19 protein-coding genes are annotated in these 19,509 nt (G+C 45.3%); 3 read left to right on the top strand and 16 right to left on the bottom strand.

Annotated elements, in window-relative coordinates; genetic code table 11:
• Positions 1 to 32 precede the first annotated feature (32 nt).
• From sdhB to AE2B122_RS00605, 3 genes are read right to left on the bottom strand one after another with little or no spacing between them, the layout of a single operon-like run.
• Positions 33 to 809 (bottom strand): succinate dehydrogenase iron-sulfur subunit, encoded by a 777-nt coding sequence (sdhB, locus tag AE2B122_RS00615; RefSeq protein ID WP_095272546.1) that lies wholly within the window; start codon positions 807 to 809, stop codon positions 33 to 35.
• Positions 809 to 2,578, bottom strand: a complete 1,770-nt coding sequence (gene sdhA / locus AE2B122_RS00610) for a succinate dehydrogenase flavoprotein subunit (protein WP_095220197.1) — start codon at positions 2,576 to 2,578, stop codon at positions 809 to 811. Before sdhA ends, sdhB begins: the two co-directional genes overlap by 1 nt.
• A 32-nt stretch (positions 2,579 to 2,610) precedes the next feature.
• Positions 2,611 to 3,231: a succinate dehydrogenase cytochrome b558 subunit gene (locus AE2B122_RS00605; RefSeq protein ID WP_095220196.1), complete on the bottom strand. Its 621-nt coding sequence runs from the start codon at positions 3,229 to 3,231 to the stop codon at positions 2,611 to 2,613.
• A gap of 318 nt (positions 3,232 to 3,549) precedes the next feature.
• On the opposite strand from AE2B122_RS00605, the gene AE2B122_RS00600 reads away from it, so the two are divergent.
• Positions 3,550 to 3,993 carry a YslB family protein gene (locus AE2B122_RS00600; RefSeq protein ID WP_175072808.1) on the top strand — a complete coding sequence of 148 codons (444 nt, stop codon included), beginning with the start codon at positions 3,550 to 3,552 and terminating at the stop codon, positions 3,991 to 3,993.
• 68 nt (positions 3,994 to 4,061) lie between these two features.
• On the opposite strand, the gene AE2B122_RS00595 is transcribed toward AE2B122_RS00600, so the two are convergent.
• From AE2B122_RS00595 to zapA, 8 genes are all read right to left on the bottom strand, one after another.
• The gene (locus AE2B122_RS00595) at positions 4,062 to 4,355 is read right to left on the bottom strand and encodes a hypothetical protein (RefSeq protein WP_175072807.1); all 294 of its coding nucleotides are present in this window, start codon (positions 4,353 to 4,355) and stop codon (positions 4,062 to 4,064) included.
• A 426-nt stretch (positions 4,356 to 4,781) separates the two neighbouring features.
• Positions 4,782 to 6,596, bottom strand: a complete 1,815-nt coding sequence (uvrC, locus tag AE2B122_RS00590) for an excinuclease ABC subunit UvrC (protein ID WP_095272554.1) — start codon at positions 6,594 to 6,596, stop codon at positions 4,782 to 4,784.
• Positions 6,597 to 6,675: 79 nt separating this feature from the next.
• Positions 6,676 to 6,990 (bottom strand): thioredoxin, encoded by a 315-nt coding sequence (gene trxA, locus AE2B122_RS00585; protein WP_095220191.1) that lies wholly within the window; start codon positions 6,988 to 6,990, stop codon positions 6,676 to 6,678.
• Between the two features lie 99 nt (positions 6,991 to 7,089).
• Complete coding sequence (locus tag AE2B122_RS00580) at positions 7,090 to 7,494, bottom strand: DUF350 domain-containing protein (protein ID WP_095220190.1); 405 nt, start codon at positions 7,492 to 7,494, stop codon at positions 7,090 to 7,092.
• A gap of 20 nt (positions 7,495 to 7,514) precedes the next feature.
• Positions 7,515 to 9,857 carry an endonuclease MutS2 gene (locus AE2B122_RS00575; RefSeq protein ID WP_175072806.1) on the bottom strand — a complete coding sequence of 781 codons (2,343 nt, stop codon included), beginning with the start codon at positions 9,855 to 9,857 and terminating at the stop codon, positions 7,515 to 7,517.
• Positions 9,858 to 9,881: 24 nt separating this feature from the next.
• Positions 9,882 to 11,597: a DNA polymerase/3'-5' exonuclease PolX gene (gene polX, locus AE2B122_RS00570; RefSeq protein WP_095220188.1), complete on the bottom strand. Its 1,716-nt coding sequence runs from the start codon at positions 11,595 to 11,597 to the stop codon at positions 9,882 to 9,884.
• Between the two features lie 64 nt (positions 11,598 to 11,661).
• Positions 11,662 to 12,228 (bottom strand): CvpA family protein, encoded by a 567-nt coding sequence (locus AE2B122_RS00565; RefSeq protein ID WP_095222221.1) that lies wholly within the window; start codon positions 12,226 to 12,228, stop codon positions 11,662 to 11,664.
• The gene (zapA, locus tag AE2B122_RS00560) at positions 12,221 to 12,496 is read right to left on the bottom strand and encodes a cell division protein ZapA (protein WP_038562093.1); all 276 of its coding nucleotides are present in this window, start codon (positions 12,494 to 12,496) and stop codon (positions 12,221 to 12,223) included. The genes AE2B122_RS00565 and zapA overlap by 8 nt, the downstream gene beginning before the upstream one ends.
• 117 nt (positions 12,497 to 12,613) lie before the next feature.
• Between zapA and rnhC the strand changes: the two genes are divergently transcribed.
• Positions 12,614 to 13,591 carry a ribonuclease HIII gene (rnhC, locus tag AE2B122_RS00555; RefSeq protein WP_371809481.1) on the top strand — a complete coding sequence of 326 codons (978 nt, stop codon included), beginning with the start codon at positions 12,614 to 12,616 and terminating at the stop codon, positions 13,589 to 13,591.
• Here rnhC and AE2B122_RS00550 read toward each other — a convergent pair.
• The 5 genes from AE2B122_RS00550 to AE2B122_RS00530 form a co-directional block, all read right to left on the bottom strand.
• A complete protein-coding gene (locus AE2B122_RS00550) occupies positions 13,588 to 13,893 on the bottom strand; it encodes an HNH endonuclease (protein ID WP_175072804.1) in 306 nt (101 codons plus the stop codon). The genes rnhC and AE2B122_RS00550 overlap by 4 nt on opposite strands.
• A 150-nt stretch (positions 13,894 to 14,043) precedes the next feature.
• Positions 14,044 to 14,496 (bottom strand): NUDIX hydrolase, encoded by a 453-nt coding sequence (locus tag AE2B122_RS00545; RefSeq protein ID WP_175072803.1) that lies wholly within the window; start codon positions 14,494 to 14,496, stop codon positions 14,044 to 14,046.
• Positions 14,497 to 14,565: 69 nt separating this feature from the next.
• On the bottom strand, positions 14,566 to 16,992 hold the full coding sequence (gene pheT, locus AE2B122_RS00540; protein ID WP_175072802.1) for a phenylalanine--tRNA ligase subunit beta: 2,427 nt from the start codon (positions 16,990 to 16,992) through the stop codon (positions 14,566 to 14,568).
• Between the two features lie 15 nt (positions 16,993 to 17,007).
• Positions 17,008 to 18,042 (bottom strand): phenylalanine--tRNA ligase subunit alpha, encoded by a 1,035-nt coding sequence (gene pheS / locus AE2B122_RS00535; protein WP_095220182.1) that lies wholly within the window; start codon positions 18,040 to 18,042, stop codon positions 17,008 to 17,010.
• Positions 18,043 to 18,380: 338 nt separating this feature from the next.
• The gene (locus tag AE2B122_RS00530) at positions 18,381 to 19,121 is read right to left on the bottom strand and encodes an RNA methyltransferase (RefSeq protein WP_095220181.1); all 741 of its coding nucleotides are present in this window, start codon (positions 19,119 to 19,121) and stop codon (positions 18,381 to 18,383) included.
• Positions 19,122 to 19,215: 94 nt separating this feature from the next.
• Here AE2B122_RS00530 and sspI point away from each other — a divergent pair, with 94 nt between their 5' ends.
• Positions 19,216 to 19,428, top strand: coding sequence for a small acid-soluble spore protein SspI (sspI, locus tag AE2B122_RS00525; RefSeq protein WP_095220180.1), 213 nt, complete (start codon positions 19,216 to 19,218; stop codon positions 19,426 to 19,428).
• Positions 19,429 to 19,509 lie beyond the last annotated feature (81 nt).

The following is a 19,509-nucleotide window of genomic DNA, read 5'->3' as shown; positions in this document are numbered from 1 at the left end:
AGTTCCGTTTTTTGCTTCAGAAATTAACTATCTTAGTAATTCGTGTCACTTCCAAAGAAGTTCTTGAACGACTGGATATTCGTTGCACGGTTCAACTCGGCGATTGACGTTGTCAACGGAATACCTTTCGGGCAAACCTGTACGCAGTTCTGTGAGTTACCGCAGCTGCCGATGCCGCCTTCTCCCATCAATGCTTCCAGACGTTCCCCTTTATTCATTGCACCAGTTGGATGGGAGTTGAACAAACGTACTTGGGAAATCGGTGCTGGACCGATGAAATCAGATTTATCGTTCACATTCGGGCATGCTTCCAAGCACACGCCGCAAGTCATGCATTTGGAAAGCTCATATGCCCATTGTCTTTTCTTCTCTGGCATACGCGGACCAGGTCCTAAATCATACGTACCATCAATCGGAACCCAAGCTTTGACTTTTTTCAGGCTGTCGAACATTTGGGAGCGGTCCACTGCCAAGTCACGGATAATCGGGAACGTGGCCATCGGCTCAAGACGGATTGGCTGTTCCAGTTTATCGATAAGTGCTGCACAGGACTGCCTTGGCGTACCATTGATAACCATGGAACATGCTCCGCAAACTTCTTCCAGACAGTTCATATCCCAATAGATAGGTGTCGTTTCCTTGCCTTCCGCATTCACCGGGTTTCTCCGAATCTCCATCAAAGCAGAGATAACGTTCATATTCTCCCGGTATGGTACATGAAAGGTTTCTTCATAAGGGGCGCTACTCGGATCGTTCTGACGTGTCACAATGATTGTAATCGTCTCTTGCTTCGTTTTCGTCGCTTCCATTATGCTTTTGCCTCCTTCGCTTTCGCGGCGCTGTAGTCACGTTTTCTCGGCTTGATATAGGAAGTGTCGACTTCTTCGTAATAGATATCTGGCGAGTTGGATGTTTCATCATATCTAGCCATAGTAGTCTTCAGGAATTCCGCATCGTTCCGTTCTGGGAATTCAGGTTTGTAATGCGCTCCGCGGCTTTCATTCCGCATGTAAGCACCAATTGTCATTACACGAGCCAAATGCAGCATGTTCTTCAGCTGGCGGGTGAACATAACACCTTGGTTGCTCCAAAGGGATGTATCATGAATGTTGATATTGTTCCAGCGCTCTTGCAGCTCCTGCAGTTTATCATCCGTTTTGAGCAATTTACTGTTCTCACGGACCACTGTCACGTTATCTGTCATCCACTCACCTAACTCACGATGCAGCTTGTACGCATTCTCATTCCCGTCCATTTTAATCATCTTATCGAAGTTGGCTTGCTCTTTGGCAAGCGCATCATCGAATAGCTTGCTGGAGATGTCATCGGCATGCTTATCCAGTCCGTCGATATATTTGATCGCATTCGGTCCGGCAACCATTCCGCCGTAAATTGCTGACAGTAGGGAATTCGCACCAAGACGGTTTGCACCATGCTGAGAGTAATCGCATTCCCCAGCTGCAAAGATTCCTGGAATATTTGTCATTTGATCATCACTGATCCAAAGACCGCCCATAGAGTAATGGACTGCCGGGAAGATTTTCATTGGAACCTTACGTGGATCGTCACCTGCGAATTTTTCATAAATCTCAATGATACCGCCCAGTTTAACATCCAGCTCTTTTGGATCCTTATGGGACAAATCAAGATAGACCATGTTTTCGCCATTGATGCCGAGCTTCTGATTAACACACACATCGAAGATTTCCCGTGTCGCAATATCACGCGGCACAAGGTTTCCGTACGCCGGGTATTTTTCTTCAAGGAAGTACCAAGGCTCTCCATCTTTGTATGTCCATACACGGCCGCCTTCTCCGCGTGCTGATTCACTCATAAGGCGGAGCTTATCGTCACCAGGTATAGCCGTAGGATGAATCTGAATGAACTCTCCATTCGCATAAATTGCACCTTGCTCATACAAAGCTCCAGCAGCAGAACCTGTGTTGATGATCGAGTTCGTCGATTTTCCGAAGATGATACCAGGTCCGCCTGTCGCCATGATGACAGCATCTGCCCGCAACGCGCGCAATTCATGGGATTGGATGTTCTGTGTCAGGATACCGCGTCCGACACCTTCATCATCAATGATGGCATGAACAAATTCCCAGCCCTCATATTTTGTTACCAGACCTGCAGTCTCGTAGCGCCGCACTTGCTCATCAAGTGCATAAAGCAGCTGCTGACCAGTCGTCGCACCAGCATAAGCTGTCCGGTGATACTGCGTACCGCCGAAACGGCGGAAGTCAAGCAGACCCTCTGGTGTCCGGTTGAACATGACACCCATTCGGTCGAGCATATGGATGATACTCGGTGCTGCATCGCACATTCCTTTTACGGGCCCTTGATTGGCAAGGAAGTCCCCTCCGTAAACCGTATCGTCGAAATGCTCCCAGGTGGAGTCACCCTCACCCTTTGTATTAACCGCTCCGTTGATGCCTCCCTGTGCACAAACGGAGTGAGAGCGTTTTACCGGAACGATGGATAACAAATCTACATGAACGCCGGCTTCTGCTGCTTTGATGGTTGCCATCAAACCTGCCAGTCCCCCGCCGACAACAACTATATTACGTTTACTCATATCTTTAAGTCCCCTCTCTTAAAGCCGCTATCTTATACACCCATGCCGAATGCCAGCAAAGAGCGTACCCCTAAATACGTTACGCCAAGGAACACAAGCAGCGTCGCATATGTCGCGATTCGCTGGGAACGCGGAGATACTGTGATTCCCCAAGTGACCAGGAAGCTCCATAGTCCGTTCGCGAAGTGGAACGTTGTGGAAATGACGCCAATCAAGTAGAACCAGAAGAAAAATGGCTGAGTCAGAATAGCTTCCATAAAATCAAAATCAATTGTTTCCTGCGTGAAGATTGTAATAACGCGAGTCTGATAGACATGCCATGCGATGAAAATCAGTGTCACGATACCAGTGATCCGCTGCAGCAGAAACATCAGGTTCCGGAAGTATCCATATCTTCTTGTATTGTTCTTACCTGTCAGTACAATGTACACACCGAGAATGGCATGATACAGAATCGGTATGTAGATGACGATCCATTCAAGCACAAAGCGGAATGGAAGATTGTGCATGAAACCAGCAGCAGTATTGAAGCTGCCGCTTCCGTACGCAGCAAAGTGGTTAATGACCAAATGCTGGATAAGGAAGATTCCGATTGGAAGCACTCCTAACAATGAATGAAGCCTGCGGTAGAAAAACTCTCGATTCTCGTTCATACGTACCCCCTCAATAGCTCTCTGAATTAACAGAATGATTGCGTTTTCATATTCGATTAAAAATAAAACCGAATGAAAACCGAATCCTTATTAACAATATTATTGTATAACTATCAAATTTAGGCGTCAAGAAAACGCTTTAAAAAATTTACTAATCTATTTTTTTATTTTATATAATTCACGAGAATATCGACGAATATTGTCAGTTTCATAAACATTGTCAATTCAGCCAAAAGACATTGGCAGTATACCCGGTTTTCATGGTAAAGTGAATAAAGATACTTTGTAATTGCAACAAGGCGGGAAAGGAAGACATGCATGCAAAAGAAAATGCAAGAATTCGACAAGGATTATATGGAACAGCTCATCACTCATGGAGCCGGCCATGATATATTGCGTTTTGTCAGTTTACCAGACTTATTAGGTGAGGACGCTTCTTCCATCCTTTACGTGCTGGGTAAAAAACTGGCACGGAGAGTAAACCCAGCATCCATGGAACAAGTCGAGGACTTTTTTATCCAAATGGGCTGGGGCAACCTGAGCTTAGTCAAACAAAAACGGTATGAAATGACATTCGAACTCTCGGGAGCGCCAGTCATACATAGATGGAACGTCGGAGTCGGACAAGAGTACAGAATGGAAGCAGGCTTCCTCGCTGCAAGCATCGAGCAGATCAAGGAGCTCGCTTGTGAATGCGTGGACGAAAATGTGCCGAAAAAGGAACATGTTCAGTTTAATGTTTATTTTGCAAAGGAAGATTGATGGAGTCAACCTATAAAAATGGATGAAATGACGTGTGTATTTCACACGTCATTTTTTATTGTTTCATCTTAAAAAATACCTGTCCCAACAGTTATGGGGCATAATGTAAGGCCCATAACTAAAGTAGATAAGATAAGTATTATCCTCACCTCTTTATCAGGCGCAAAGAAGGCAAAAACAAAACTAATCAGGGTGCCGAATACTACGGTATTAATAACAAAGCCTTCTAGGAAGTTTAGTTGTTTCCATAATTCAGGAGTGACCATGATAAGCAGCAAATTTAGGGTACCGAGTGTTAACGACAATAATGCACACAAGGTGCTAATAGCAGCAGGACCTTTGAAAAAGTTCTTATATCTCAATAATGCCACTCCTATTTGCATCCATTATCCTATTTAACTTGATATTGTTTAACCAATATGCCTCCCATTGGCAGAATAGTAAAAGCCAGAGTCCCAATTCCAATAATGGAGATACTCATACCATCCCAAGCCCCAACTATCAGTCCTGCAGTTATAATTATGATACCGAAACAAATGCTAGGAAATACTAGGGGAATATGAAACTTGGTTTTTTTATTAAATATCCACGCTATAGCACAGACTATAGCTCCTACAGCTACTCCTAAAAAAGCAAGCCGTAAAACCCCATTATTTCACCTCTCTTAGAGATTTTTTGGAAATTAATGTTAATTAAAGTATATCATAGATCCCAAAGAGTAAAACAACATTTATTACACATCTTCAACTGTGTTCTCTAAAATAGCACACAAAAAAACCAGGCCTATCTTAGGCCTGGTCTCCTTCTTCCTGTTCTTCTATAACTTCCTCTGAATTATTCAAATGGTTCAAAATAACTTGTGCAGTTGGTGCCGGGATACCTAGCTTAGCGATTTCTTCAACGCTTGCTTCTTGAATAGCTGTCACTGATTTAAAGTGACGCATGAGTAATCTTCTGCGCTTTTCACCGACACCTGGAATATCGTCCAGCTTCGATTTAATTGCGCTCTTACCGCGCAGCTGGCGGTGGAAGCTGATGGCGAATCGGTGTACCTCATCCTGGATACGCTGCACCAAATAAAAATCTTGGGCATTTCGTTCGAAATCGACAACTTGCGGCGGTGTCCCGTACAGCAATTCACTTGTACGGTGCTTATCATCCTTAGCAAGGCCACAAACCGGTATATCAAGCCCCAGTTCGTCTTCCAGTACTTCTATTGCTGCGCTCATCTGCCCTTTTGCGCCGTCAATGACAATCAGGTCCGGTAGTGGCAAATTGTCCTGCAGCACCCGTTTATATCGTCTGCGAATGACTTCTCGCATTGTATCGTAATCATCGGGACCTTTCACATCACGTATCTTGTATTTCCGATACTCCTTCTTATCCGGACGGCCATCGGTAAAGACGATCATTGCAGATACCGGATCGCTACCTTGGATGTTAGAGTTATCAAATGCCTCAATGCGGTGTGGTGTTGCTATATTGAGCTTCTCTCCAAGCGATTCGACCGCCTTAATTGTCCGGTCCTCATCACGCTCAATAAGTGAGAATTTCTCTTTAATAGCGATTTTGGCATTCTTTCCAGCAAGCTCGACAAGCTCTTTCTTTCGGCCGCGATATGGAATGGCTACATCTGTCTCCAAGAGCTGCTGCAATCCCTCCACATTCGTACCGATTGGGACGAGCACTTGCTTAGGCAGCAAATGGTTTTGGTGCAGATAGAAACGCCCGACAAAAGTAAGGAATGTTTCCTCTGGTTCATCGAAGAACGGGAACATACTTACATCACGTTCGATCAGCTTACCTTGGCGGATAAAGAATACTTGTACACACATCCAGCCTTTATCATAGGCGAAGCCGAATACATCGCGGTCTGTCTGATCCGTCAATGTCATCTTCTGCTGCTCCATAACAGATTCAATATGCTGGATTTGGTCACGCAGCTCCTTCGCACGCTCGAAATCGAGCTCTTCAGAAGCTTCCTGCATCTTCTGGCGTAAATCCTTCTTGATCTGATGGTGTCCGCCGTTTAAGAATGTCGTGATATTCTGTACGATATTCCGGTTCGTCTCCTGCGAGACAGGATAGACACAAGGACCAAGACATTGGTGCATGTGGTAATATAAGCAGACACGGTCCGGCATCGTATTACATTTTCGCAGCGGGTAAAGTCTGTCCAGCAGTTTCTTTGTCTCCCTGGCTGCGATTACGTTCGGATATGGTCCGAAGTATTTGCCTTTATCTTTTTTCACTTTTCGTGTCACCAGCAAACGCGGCTGTTCTTCTGCTGTGATTTTCAAATATGGATATGTTTTATCATCCTTCAGGAGGATGTTATATTTCGGATCATATTTTTTGATTAGGTTCATTTCAAGGATGAGTGCTTCAATTTCGGAGGAGGTAACAATATATTCGAAATCCACGATTTCCGCGACGAGCCGCTGTGTCTTGCGGTCGTGCGCACCGGTGAAATAGGACCTGACCCGGTTGCGGAGGAGCTTGGACTTTCCGACATAAATGACCGTCCCGTTTTTATCCTTCATCAAATAACAGCCAGGCTGCGGCGGCAGAACAGCGAGTTTATCAGTTATCGTCTTGTTCATTCGCTTTCCCCTTTTACTAGTGCTTTACATAAAGGAACCCTTGCTACATAAATGTAACAAGGGATCTCATGTCTATTGCTTACGCGTGTTTGTTAACAAGCTCAACAAGTGCTTCTTTTGGCTGGTAGCCAATCACTTGATCTACAACTTCGCCATCTTTAAAAAGAAGCAATGTCGGGATGCTCATTACGCCGAATTTTCCAGCAGTTTCTTGGTTTTCATCAACGTCAAGTTTTACGATTTTAACTTTATCGCTCATTTCGCCGTCGATTTCTTCCAATACTGGTGCGATCATTTTACAAGGTCCGCACCAAGTTGCCCAAAAGTCAGCAAGGACAAGTCCTTGGCTTGTTTCTGTATTAAAGTTTGAATCAGTAGCATTTACAATTGCCATATTAAATTCCTCCTAAATAAAAGCTTTCATCGAGTATAGCACTGCTGAAGTCCGTAACGCTACTAGTTTGCTTAGAAGCGTTCATTCCTAAACATTGCACTAAATACTTGCTCCTATAACATAAGATAATCCCACTGAAATAACAAGCGAAATAAATCCAACTGCCCGGTTATCATTAGCGATCTCCGTGTCGATTTTGTAAGTCGGCGTCAGGAATTCGAAAATAAAATAGCCGATCAACAGCAACACAAAACCAATGGAGCTCCACATGATGCTCTGGAGAATGCCATCATTATGTTCATAGGAGAAACGAAGCACGTTCGCTACTCCGAACATCTTACCGCCTGTCGCCATCGCAACAGACAAATTTCCCCGGCGGATTTCTTCCCAGTTCTTATAGGAAGTCACCAGCTCAAAAATAGCCATAAACACGATGATACTCAGTACCGCCACGCTATAACGCGCGGCTGTCAGGACAATCGTATTTTCCCAAAATGACTCCATATCCCCGTACTCCCCGCTGTTTACTGAAATTCAAGCACGGTTACACCGGTTCCGCCTTCATTCATGCCTCCAGAACGATAATTCTTCACTGCTCGGTGGCGTTTGGCAAATTCCTGCACGCCTGTACGCAGGGCACCCGTCCCTTTACCATGGATGATCGATACGTGCGGATATCCAGCTAGCAGCGCATCGTCTACATATTTCTCGACGCGGCGCAGTGCATCCTCATAGCGTTCCCCGCGTAAATCCAGTTCTGTGCTCACATGATAGGCGGAGCCTTTAACTGTTGCAACCGGCTTTTCTTTAAATACGTCCTGTCTCTTTACGAATTCGATGTCTTTTCGTTTCGCTTTTATTTTCATAATTCCTATTTGGAGCAAATATTCTTTGTCACTGACCTTCTCAACAACTGTTCCTTTTTGTCCCAAAGTTAAAAGAAGAACTTCATCTCCAGGCATGAGCTGCTTGTTTTCCTTCGTCTGCGGCACTGCGTTTGAGCCTTTTTTCGCAAGCTCCGGTGAAGCATCTTCCAGTCGTTTTCGAGCTTCGATGATTTCATGCTCTTTGACACTGGCTTGATTTTTCATTGTTCGAAGAGAAGCAACAATTTCTTCTGCTTCTTCCCTAGCCTGCTCAACAGCCTTGGCAGCCTTTTCTTCAGCCTTTTGATACAAACGCTCACGCTTGCTATCGAATTCCTGCCAACGCTTCTCCAAATCGCGTTTCAGTGTTTCAGCTTCTTCAAGCTGTGCCCGAGCTGTTTCATAATCATGTTCTGCTTCTCTGCGCGATGTTTCCAGAGATGCGATCATGTTTTCGACACTCTTCGAATCGGTTCCGATCAATTCCTTGGCACTATCAATGATGGATTCCTTCAAACCAAGACGTCTGGAAATCTCGAATGCATTACTACGGCCTGGTACTCCGATAAGCAAACGATATGTCGGTCTGAGTGTTTCCACATCAAACTCCACGCTTGCATTCACGACACGGTCGCGGTTATAGCCATATGCCTTCAGCTCAGGATAATGCGTCGTCGCTACAACAGTTGCACCGCGTTTTATCGTTTCATCAAGTATGCTCATCGCCAGCGCAGCACCTTCCTGGGGATCTGTTCCGGCACCAAGCTCATCAAATAGTACGAGCGATTCATGATCAACTTGCTTCAGAATATCTACAATATTAACCATGTGCGAGCTGAAAGTACTCAGACTCTGTTCAATGGATTGTTCATCACCGATGTCTGCGAACACTTCTGTAAAGACTGCCATTTCACCGCCATCGAGCGCGGGTACCTGAAGGCCTGACTGGGCCATAAGCGTAAACAAGCCGATTGTCTTGATTGTAACGGTTTTACCGCCGGTATTCGGACCAGTAATTACGATGGTAGAGTAATCTTCTCCAAGATCGATATCATTTGCTACTACCTGCTCTTGATCAATTAGCGGATGCCTTGCCTGCTTCAAATGAATAATACCTTTATCATTCATTTTCGGCATAGAGCAGCGCATAACTGCACCTAGCTTGGCACGTGCTGAAATGAAATCAATTTGACCAAGAATCTCGATATTTGCAAGCAAAATTGCTTCATCTTCCGCAACTCGCATACTGATTTCCTTCAGAATACGTTCAATCTCCGCTTTTTCCTGTGCTCTTGCTTCCTGCAGCTGGTTGTTCAGATCTACAACAGCCTGCGGTTCCATAAATAAAGTCTGACCAGAGGAAGACTGATCATGGACGATACCGCCGATTGCCCCACGGTATTCTTGTTTCACTGGCAGCACATAGCGGTCATTCCGAATTGTTATGATGGAATCTGACAACATCTTGCTTTTAGACCTGGTATAGGAATCAAGCTTTTCCCGCACTCTGCTTTCATTCGTACGGATGCGAGAACGGATACCGCGGAGTCGTTCTGAAGCTCCATCCATCACTCGACCATGATCATCAATAGCACTCTTAATATGACGCTCCAAATCACTCAGTGATACAAGTTGATCAACAAGACTGCGGATAATCGGCATCTCCGGTTCTTCCAACTCTTCGATGAAATGCTTCAAGTTTTTGCCGCCATAAATTGTACTTGCAATATCAAGACATTCGTTTGCGTTGAGAATACCTCCGATAACTGCACGCTTGACGCTTGCATGAATGTCATAGATGCCGCCAAGCGGTATACCGCCGCGAAGACGGATGACAGAAGCAGCTTCATCTGTTTCTGCCTGAAGCTGTTCTACTTCAGCCAGCTCTGTTGCTGGCTGAATTTTCATAGCTCTTTTTTTACCAAGTGATGATGCTGCTTGTTCACTTAGCTTCTGTATGATTTTATCGAATTCCAGTACACGGAATATTCGTTTATTCATGTTTTCCCCCCACTTTTCAAGCTGTTAGCTGCGCTGAAAAAGCTCCATTAATTGTTGCTTAGACCATGTGTTGATAACTGTCTCTGGTTTTAGCCAGCCTTTTCGTGCCATCGCCACACCGACTTCCATGAATGATAGCGTTGCATAACTATGCGCATCGGTATTAACAGCAATTTTCACTCCGAGCTCTTGGGCTTTCTTCAAATATGTCCATGACAGATCCAGCCGGTTAGGGTTGGCGTTCAGCTCGATGACCGTACCTGTCTCAGCAGCCTTTTCGAGGAGCCAGTCAGGATCAGCCGCATAGCCGGCTCTTCTTCCGATAAGGCGGCCAGTTGGATGAGCGATGACATTGACGTTTGGATGCTCGAGCGCCGCAGTCAGACGTTCTTTGATTTGGTCAGCTGATTGCGAGAAGCTGGAATGAATTGCACCTATGACATAATCCATTTCTTGCAGGAAGTCATCATCAAAATCCAAACGAGCATCTGGCAGGATATCCATTTCGACACCAGCGAATATATGAAAGTCCGGATACAACGCATTGATGCGCTCTATTTCTTCCCGTTGTTTCCGCAGTCGTTTCTCATCCAGTCCATTAGCCACCTTAAGATACTTAGAGTGGTCCGTGATCGCTATATAAGAGTAGCCAAGCTCTATCGCCTGTTTGGCCATCTGCTCAATCGACTGGGCACCATCACTCCAAGTTGAGTGCATATGCAAATCGCCTTGGATATCCGATAGCTGAACGAGCGGCATTTCCTGCTTGAAGCTATCCAACTCACCCTGCGCTTCTCTTACTTCAGGCGGAATGAATGACAAACCAAAGTGTCCGAAAAATTCCTTTTCAGATTGGAAGGTTGTTAATTCCCCTGTCTCTACGTTTTCAACACCGTATTCACTAATACGCTCACCACGTTTTTTCGCCAGCTGACGCAGAGCCACATTATGGTCTGCAGAACCAGTGAAATGGTGGAGCGTTGTTGCGAATGCTGCAGGTTCGATCAATCGGAAGTCTACGTTGATGTCATAGCCTTCTTCTAACGTGACAGACACTTTCGTATCGCCTTTAGCGATGACTTCTTTTAAGTTATCGATTGTAAGCAGCTGCTCCTGGACACTTTTCGGATCATTGGTTGCAATGATGAAATCCAAATCCTTCACCGTTTCCTGCATCCGCCGCAGACTCCCTGCACGGGCATACTGCTCGATACCTTCCAATGATTCCAGGAAGGACTCGATTCGTTCCGCCAAGGGCAGCATCATTGCGATTGGAATGCGTTCTGGTCTAGATCCAACATTCGCAAGGCCATCGAGAATTTTTTCTGCAGATTTCTTACCGAACCCGCTTAACGATGCGACTTTACCTGATTCGACTGCTTCTTTCAAGCTAGCTGCATCGATTACGCCTAGCTCCTGATACAGCTTGGCCAGCTTTTTCCCGCCTAAGCCAGGTAAATCAAGCAAAGGGACTAATCCTTCTGGTACTTCCTCCTGCAGCTGACGTAAAGTATCTGACTGTTCGTCTTTGATGTATTCCTCGATAACCGCTGCCGTTCCCTTACCGATTCCGTTCAGTTTCGTAAAGTCCTCTATTTCATCTATGGATTGGTCATTTGCTTCCAGTGCCGCTGCAGCTTTCCGATAAGCGGACACCTTGAATGTATTTTCCCCTTTTAGCTCAAGATAAATTGCGATTGTCTCAAGCAGTTTGACTACGTCCTTTTTATTGATAGCCATACCTCTCATCCTTTCAAAACAAGGTAGAAAACCCTTGCGCACGATGCCGCAAGGGTTAAGCATTTCATCCCATCAATTCTGTGGGTAATTTATTTGCAACATGATTCAGCCATAGATCCTTGATCTCACCAGAAATATATGGTGTATGTTCCACGATCCATGCTGCGAGTATTGACCTGTCCAGCGCTTCCTGCACTGGTGTGATCGGCAGCAATACCGATAGATACAATATCACGAATACAAGCAGATAGATTTCAACAAAGCCGAGTACGCCGCCGAGTAACTTATTTACTGAGCGCAATATCGGCAAGTCTGCTATGAAATCAAGCATGGATCCGATGATATGCAGAATGATTTTCGTCGCAAAGAACAAAATTGCGAACGCGATTGCATTGTAGAAAACCTGATCGAGCGGTACTGCCCCGAATATATCAGACCAAGCGCTATCGGAAGATATATCCGGATACGGAATCCAAAGTTCAAGCTTCGGTGCGAGCTGATCATAATATATAGCTGCTACAATGAATGATACGACAAAGCTTGCTAAATGAAACAGCTGCATGATGAAGCCGCGCTTTAGGCCGACGAGAACGCCGAACAGGAGCATGGCGATAATAAGTAAATCAATCATTATCCTTTCTAGCCTCTTTCCTTGTAATAGAGCCTAGCAATTGTGCATACTCTTCTTTCAGTTTTAAATAATCGTTAGTTGTATTCACAGCCGTCAATACGGCTAGTTTCGCGGTATCAAGATTCGGATTCGCTTGATGGATCTCCGACATCTTCTGGTCGACAAGGCTTGCCACCATCCGCATGCGATGAGCTGGCTCTTGTCCGACAATTGTATAGGACCGGTTATGTATTTCCACCGTAACACGTGTTTTATCAGATTGGGACACGTTATCTCCCCTCACTTCTCTTATAATACTAGTCTTTATATTAACATGAAGGTGTCGATTTAGGAAACTATTCTGTATAGACGGACGGCGTGCTATACTAATTGTCAGATTGGAGAGATGAACGTGGGACAAATCGTTTTGCAATTGCCGCTGGACACAATCCAGCAGATGAAAGCAACATACAGCCGTGCTGAGAAACCTGCCCCTCCGGGAGCTATCTTTTCAGCAAAGACACCTGGCTGTTCCATCACAGCATACAAATCCGGAAAAGTACTTTTCCAAGGTAAATCGCCGGAAACAGAAGCAAATAAATGGGGAACTGCACCAGCTGGACCGAAAACAGGTGTCAAAGATCACACACATCCTGGTCACAAAGGACCTGCAGGCTTAAAACCAAGTGTTAATGATCACAGGTACGCCCCTGCTCCGACTTTATTCACTTCTTCTCACATCGGATCGGATGAAGCCGGCACCGGTGACTTCTTCGGTCCAATTACGGTAGCGAGTGTATATGTAGATCAAAGCCAGTTCGCTCTTTTGAAAGAGCTCGGCGTCAAAGACTCCAAACTTTTGAAGGATGATGCCATTCAGCGTATTGCCAAGGACCTAATGCACGTGGAGCTTCCTTACTCCCTGCTCGTGATGCGTAATGAAAGATACAATCAGCTCCAGCAGCGTGGCTGGTCCCAAGGGAAGATGAAAACGATGCTGCATCATCACGCCATCCAGAAACTGCTGGCCAAAATTGATCCGACCAAGCCCGATGGAATCTTAATTGACCAGTTCCAGCTGCCATCAACGTATATCAAACACCTTGCTACAGAAGGTGAGAAGCTTCAGCAAAACGTGAGCTTTATGACGAAGGCGGAAAGCCATTCACTTGCCGTTGCAGCTGCTTCGATCATTTCCAGGGCAAGCTTTGTAAGGGAGATGGATAAACTGTCCAAACAAGCCGGCTTCACAATACCAAAAGGTGCAAGCGCTGCTGTCGATCAAGCAGCCGGTCGCCTTATCCGTACACACGGCAGACAAGCACTGCCTGTGTTTACAAAGATGCACTTCGCCAATAGCGCAAAAGCGGAGAAGTTCGTCTAACGCCCGTATCCGCGGCGGCTGTTTGATTTTCTTGTCCGAACAAGCCTGCCCGCAGGTTGTTTACGGATCCATTTGATGTATTTAGACAATTTCTCGTCTGTCCGTAAGGCTTCGATACTAGGCAGCCTTGCAGCGAGCTCCTCATTTGTATATAAAGCATGAATTTGCTTATGGCATGGTATACATATCATGGCTGTATCCAGAAATGTGCCACCCATTTCCTTCGGGATCAGATGATGCTCTGTCAAGGTGACCTCGTCCCTGCCACAGAGCTCGCATCTTCCTGATTGCTGCCTTGCCATCTCTTATCCCCTCGCTTATTACCAGTATAGACAGGATTTATGCCTTTTAACGTTATAATTCCCGATAATAGCGCAGCGACACTTGTGTTTCTCCTGTATCTTTCAAATATGTTATTTGTCTTAAAATCGAACCCATACTTTAGCATTCATCTATTTCAACGCTTGCTGAAAATCCTGAATGAATGATACATGCTCCTGGAACAATTCTTTCGGTAATTCTTTCATCTGGAAAAATGCATTATCTAAAGACTCGCTATTAGATCTAATTAATTCACCCGTGAATTCTCGGCAACTATATAAAACTTGAACAAGCGCCACTTGATCACCATTGGCAAACGTCTTGTCATATTCAGGTCCAGAGTATACCCGAAAGAGCTGCAGGTCACCAAGTTGAAGACCGGTTTCTTCGAAAACCTCACGTCGGGCTGTTTCCACTGTGCTCTCTCCCATTTCCATAAAGCCTCCGGGCAATCCCCACTCATCTGTGTCTCTTCTTTTTTGCAGCAAAAGCTCACCTTCTTCATTCAGAACAAACGCCCCAGCCACTACCATGATCACTTTCTCGTTTCCTACTTTACTCCGTATGTATGAGATATAATCCACTTTTTCTCCTCCTTCAAATGATAAAGCAAAAAGGATAACAAAGCTCTACTAGCTTCGTTATCCTTCAACTTAACTTCTTAATTCTGCATCATGCTTCGCTTTCACATTTTCAATGATATTGTTATATGATGCTTCCACTTCTTCATCTGTCAGGGTGCGTGTCGGATCCTGGTAAAGCACTGTGTAGGCGATAGATTTCTTGCCTGCTTCCATGTGCTCTCCTTGATACACATCAAAGATCTGTACTTGCTGAACAAGTTCTCCGCCAGCTTCTTGGATTGTACGCTGAATGTCACCTGCATGTGCTGCTTCATCTACAACTAGCGCGATATCTCTTGTAACGGAAGGATGACGCGGAATCGTACGGAAGCTTGGTACTTCTTCATACTGATCCATCAAATAAGCGATATCTAAATCAAAAACATATGTTTCCTTAAGATCGAATGCTTTTTGAACTGTCGGGTGAAGTTGACCAACTACGCCGACAACTTTGCCGTTAAGGGAAACGGTTGCTGTACGTCCTGGGTGGTAGCCGTCGACTTGCGCCTGCTGGAATACAGGTCCAAGATCTAGCTGGGCAAAGATTCCCTCCACGATTCCTTTAGCTACATAAAAATCGACTGGCTTCTTCTCTTGCTGCCATGGCTGTTCCATCCAAGTACCAGTCAAAGCACCAGCTAGACGTGCTGTTTCGTTCGGCTGCTCTGTAATTTGTTCTTCATTGGACAGGAAAACACGGCCGAATTCGAAGTAGCCCAGATTCTCTTGCTTACGAGCCACATTATAAGAAAGTGTGTTAACTAGTTCTGGAATGATGCTAAGGCGCAAATGGCTGTGTTCTTCACTCATCGGCATTTTTAATTTAACCGGGAATACTGCCTGCTCCGACACATCTGGACTTACAAGCATTTCTGTGCGCTTTTTGCTTGTTAGCGAGTATGTGATGGTTTCCATCAGTCCAGCACCTTGCAAGTACTGCTTCAGCTGACGTTTCAAATATTGCTTTGTCGTCAATTTACCAGCGAAAGCTTCTCCTTCAGGCAATGTATAAGGAATATTATCATAGCCGTAAATACGAGCGATTTCTTCCAGCATATCTTCGAACAAACTGATGTCTCCGCGTCTTGTTGGAACAAAGACAGTGAACTGACTGTTATCTTGTTCAAAGCCAAACTGCAATTTTGTCAGGATGGACGCGATTTCTTCATCAGAAATTGTTGTACCTAAACGGTTATTCACACTTGCTGTATCAATTTTGACTTGCTTCTCTTCACGATCCAGCTCGTCGAATGCCACAATACCTTGTGCAACCTTTCCTCCAGCATACTCGGCTAGAAGACGCGCTGCATATGCTCCAGCTCGCTGCACACGATTTGGATCGATGCCTTTTTCATAGCGTGCGCTTGCTTCACTGCGCAAGTTATGGTGCTTACTGGAACGACGGATGGCACGTGCATCGAAGAAAGCAGCTTCTAGCAATACATTCTTCGTATCATCGGAAACCTCTGAGTTAGCTCCGCCCATCACACCTGCAAGAGCAATTGGCTCATTACCGTTCGTAATGACAATTTCATCGCCTTTTAATGTGCGCTCCTGATCGTCCAATGTTTGGATTTTCTCGCCCTGCTTAGCAGAACGGACGACGATTTCCTTCGTTGCCACTTTATCATAATCAAACGCGTGCAGCGGTTGTCCGTAAACGAGAAGCACATAGTTCGTAATGTCAACAACGTTGTTGATTGGACGAATGCCAGCTGCCATCAAGTAATTACGCATCCAAAGCGGTGATGGTGCAATTGTTACATCTTCAATGACAAACGCACCGTAATACGGGTTAAGCTCAGCGTCTTCCACTTTTACTGATACAAGATCAGCTGCCTTGCTGTCACTTGTCTGATACGTTTCTTCGGGCTGATTGACTTCTTTGCCAAGGATGGCTGCTACTTCATAAGCAACTCCAAGCATGCTCATTGCATCAGCACGGTTTGGCGTTAAACCAAGCTCTAAAATAACATCATCCAAGTTAAGCAATTCTGCTACTGGAGTACCCACTTCCGTGTCTTCCGGGAAAACGAAAATACCATCTGTAACATCCTTCGGCACGAATTTTTCATCGATACCCAGTTCTTGCAATGAGCAGACCATGCCATGCGATTCCACGCCGCGCAGTTTTGCTTTTTTGATTTTCACGCCGCCTGGAAGACGCGCTCCTGGAAGTGCCGCAGCAATCTTTTGCCCTTGGGCGATATTCGGTGCACCGCAGATAATTTGATATGTTTCTGTGCCAACATTGATTTGGCAAAGATTCAATTTGTCTGCATTCGGATGCTGTTCACAGCTCTCCACATAGCCGACGACAACATTTGTGCTTTCTGGTGCTACGCGTTCGATACTTTCTACTTCAATTCCGGAGCGTGTGATTTTTTCTGCCAGCTCCTCCGGCGTAATATTATCTATGTCTACATATTGCTTCAGCCAATTCAAAGATACATACATCGTTTTTGCCTCCCGTTATGCCTTATGGTATTGCGATAGGAATCGTACATCATTTGTATAGAAGTGACGGATATCATCGACACCGTACTTGAGCATCGCAATCCGTTCAACACCCATACCGAATGCGAAACCAGAATATTCTTCCGGATCATAGCCGCTCATACGAAGGACGTTGGAATGCACCATACCAGCACCGAGGATTTCGATCCAGCCAGTATGCTTACATACGTTACAGCCTTTACCGTCACAAACCTTACATGTTACATCGACCTCAACAGATGGCTCTGTGAACGGGAAGAAGCTTGGACGCAGACGGATCTCACGGTCGGCTCCGAACAGCTTGCGAGAGAATTCAAGCAGAACACCTTTTAAGTCACTCATGCGAACATTTTTGTCGACTAGCAGACCCTCAATTTGGGTGAACTGATGCGAATGTGTTGCGTCATCTGTATCACGGCGGTACACAATACCTGGGCAGATCATTTTAATAGCTTTATTACCGTCGTATTCACGCATTGTACGAGCTTGAACTGGAGAAGTCTGTGTACGCAAAAGCAAGTGATCTGTAACATAGAAGCTGTCCTGCATATCTCGTGCAGGGTGGTCCTGCGGCAAGTTAAGTGCTTCAAAGTTGAAATAATCAGTTTCCACTTCTGGACCTTCTTTAATTTCAAATCCCATGCCGAGGAAAAGATCTTCCACTTCTTCAATGATACTAGTCAAAAGATGCGGACCGCCTGCTTTAACTGGGCGCCCTGGCAATGTGACATCGATCGCCTCTTTTTGCAGCTGTTCATTCAGTGCTGCTTCTTCCAGCAAATTCTTTTTGTTATCCAAAGCAGTCGCGATTGCCTCACGGACTTTGTTTGCCAATTCACCGATAACCGGACGTTCTTCTGGAGAAAGTTTTCCCATGCCGCGAAGTACTTCAGTGATTGGACCTTTTTTCCCTAAATAAGCGACGCGCACATCCTGCAAACTCTGCAGATTGTCTGATGACTGTACTTTCTCGATGGCTTCTGCTTGTAATGCTTCGAGCTTTTCTCTCATGCTTTTGCCTCCTATGATTTTTGAGCATAAAAAAAGCCCCTCCCTCCGAAAAGGGACGAGCTTTCATTCGTGGTACCACCCTTGTTGGTATACATGTATACCCAACTTGAAGCTTGATAACGGATTTAGCAATCCGGATACACCTTTACTTGTCATCGACAAGGTCCCGGTGCCTGCTCCAGAGTGAAGGTTCATCCGCTGCCGCAACCGGCATGCTCTCAGTCTATAGGCATGCCTTCCTGTTGTTGCGATCCGCAGGGATTACTGACTCTTTCCACGCATCTCAATATTAATCTTGTTTCATTATAGAAAATCCCGGCACTTCTTGCAACCCGCTTTTACCTATTTACCGTGTGATACAGCAAAATACCTGTAGCAATACTCACATTCAGTGATTCTGCTTTCCCGAAAATAGGGATTTTTACGGCCATATCGCTCTGGGCAATCAGCCGTTTGTCGATTCCTGCTCCTTCATTGCCGACAAGCAGTGCTGTTTTTTTCGGTGCAGTCAAATCCCGATAATCGACAGCACCTTCTAATGCTGCTGCCCATACGGTATATCCGTTTTCTTGCAGTTCCGGCAATAGAAGCTCCAAATCGGCAGTTAAAACAGGTAAATGGAAGATAGAGCCTTGTGTCGCGCGGATAACCTTGTCATTAAACCGATCCGCAGATCCCTCCCCTAAGTAGACAGCATCGTAACCGGCTGCATCTGCCGTGCGGATGATTGTACCTAAATTACCTGGATCCTGGACAGCATCCAGCATGAGGATACGATTGTGACGCTTAAGCTTCTTGTCCTGCATCTGTACAACCGCCGCAATTCCTTGCGGTGTTTCCGTCTCTGTGATGGCTTTAAAAACATGGTCCGATACACGTATCGGCTCCAATTCCGACGCCCATTCCGGATGTTCTGTTTCCTCGCGCAATATGAGCTGGTCAATCGTCCAGCCAGCTTTAATCGCTTCTTCTACAAGATGGAATCCTTCTACCAGGAAGGTATTCGATTTTGTCCGTTCCTTTTTTCGTTTCAATTTCTGCCACTGTTTCACTTGGGCATTTTGAGTTGATGTGATCAACGCACGTTCACTTCCTCTTTCTTGACATATCCTCTATCATACATAGTTTTACGAACAGCGGTCAAACTATAAAAAAGAAAAGAGGTGCTCATGCATGGATTTAGATATCCGCCGTGCCATCTTGGCCAACATTAAGGACAATAATGAAGAACAGCTGCAAGCAACGATTACAGATTCCATCGATGGTAGAGAAGTTCTTCTGCCTGGATTGGGAGTGTTATTCGAACTGATTTGGAAAAACGCCAGCGATCAGGAGAAACATGAAATGGTCGATACATTAGCTAAGGGCGTCCAAACACAAGGGTAAAACACCGCTGAAATAGGTCTTGTACCCCTGGTTCTTTTGAGCTACAATTGGACTAACAATATGTGACAGGAGATATGTTTT

It is taken from the genome of Terribacillus sp. AE2B 122 (genome assembly GCF_902497585.1).
GTDB classification, from domain to species: Bacteria; Bacillota; Bacilli; order Bacillales; family Amphibacillaceae; genus Terribacillus; species Terribacillus saccharophilus_A.
Note: the sequence above shows the minus strand (reverse complement) of the source record. Positions and strands in the feature narration are given on the sequence as shown.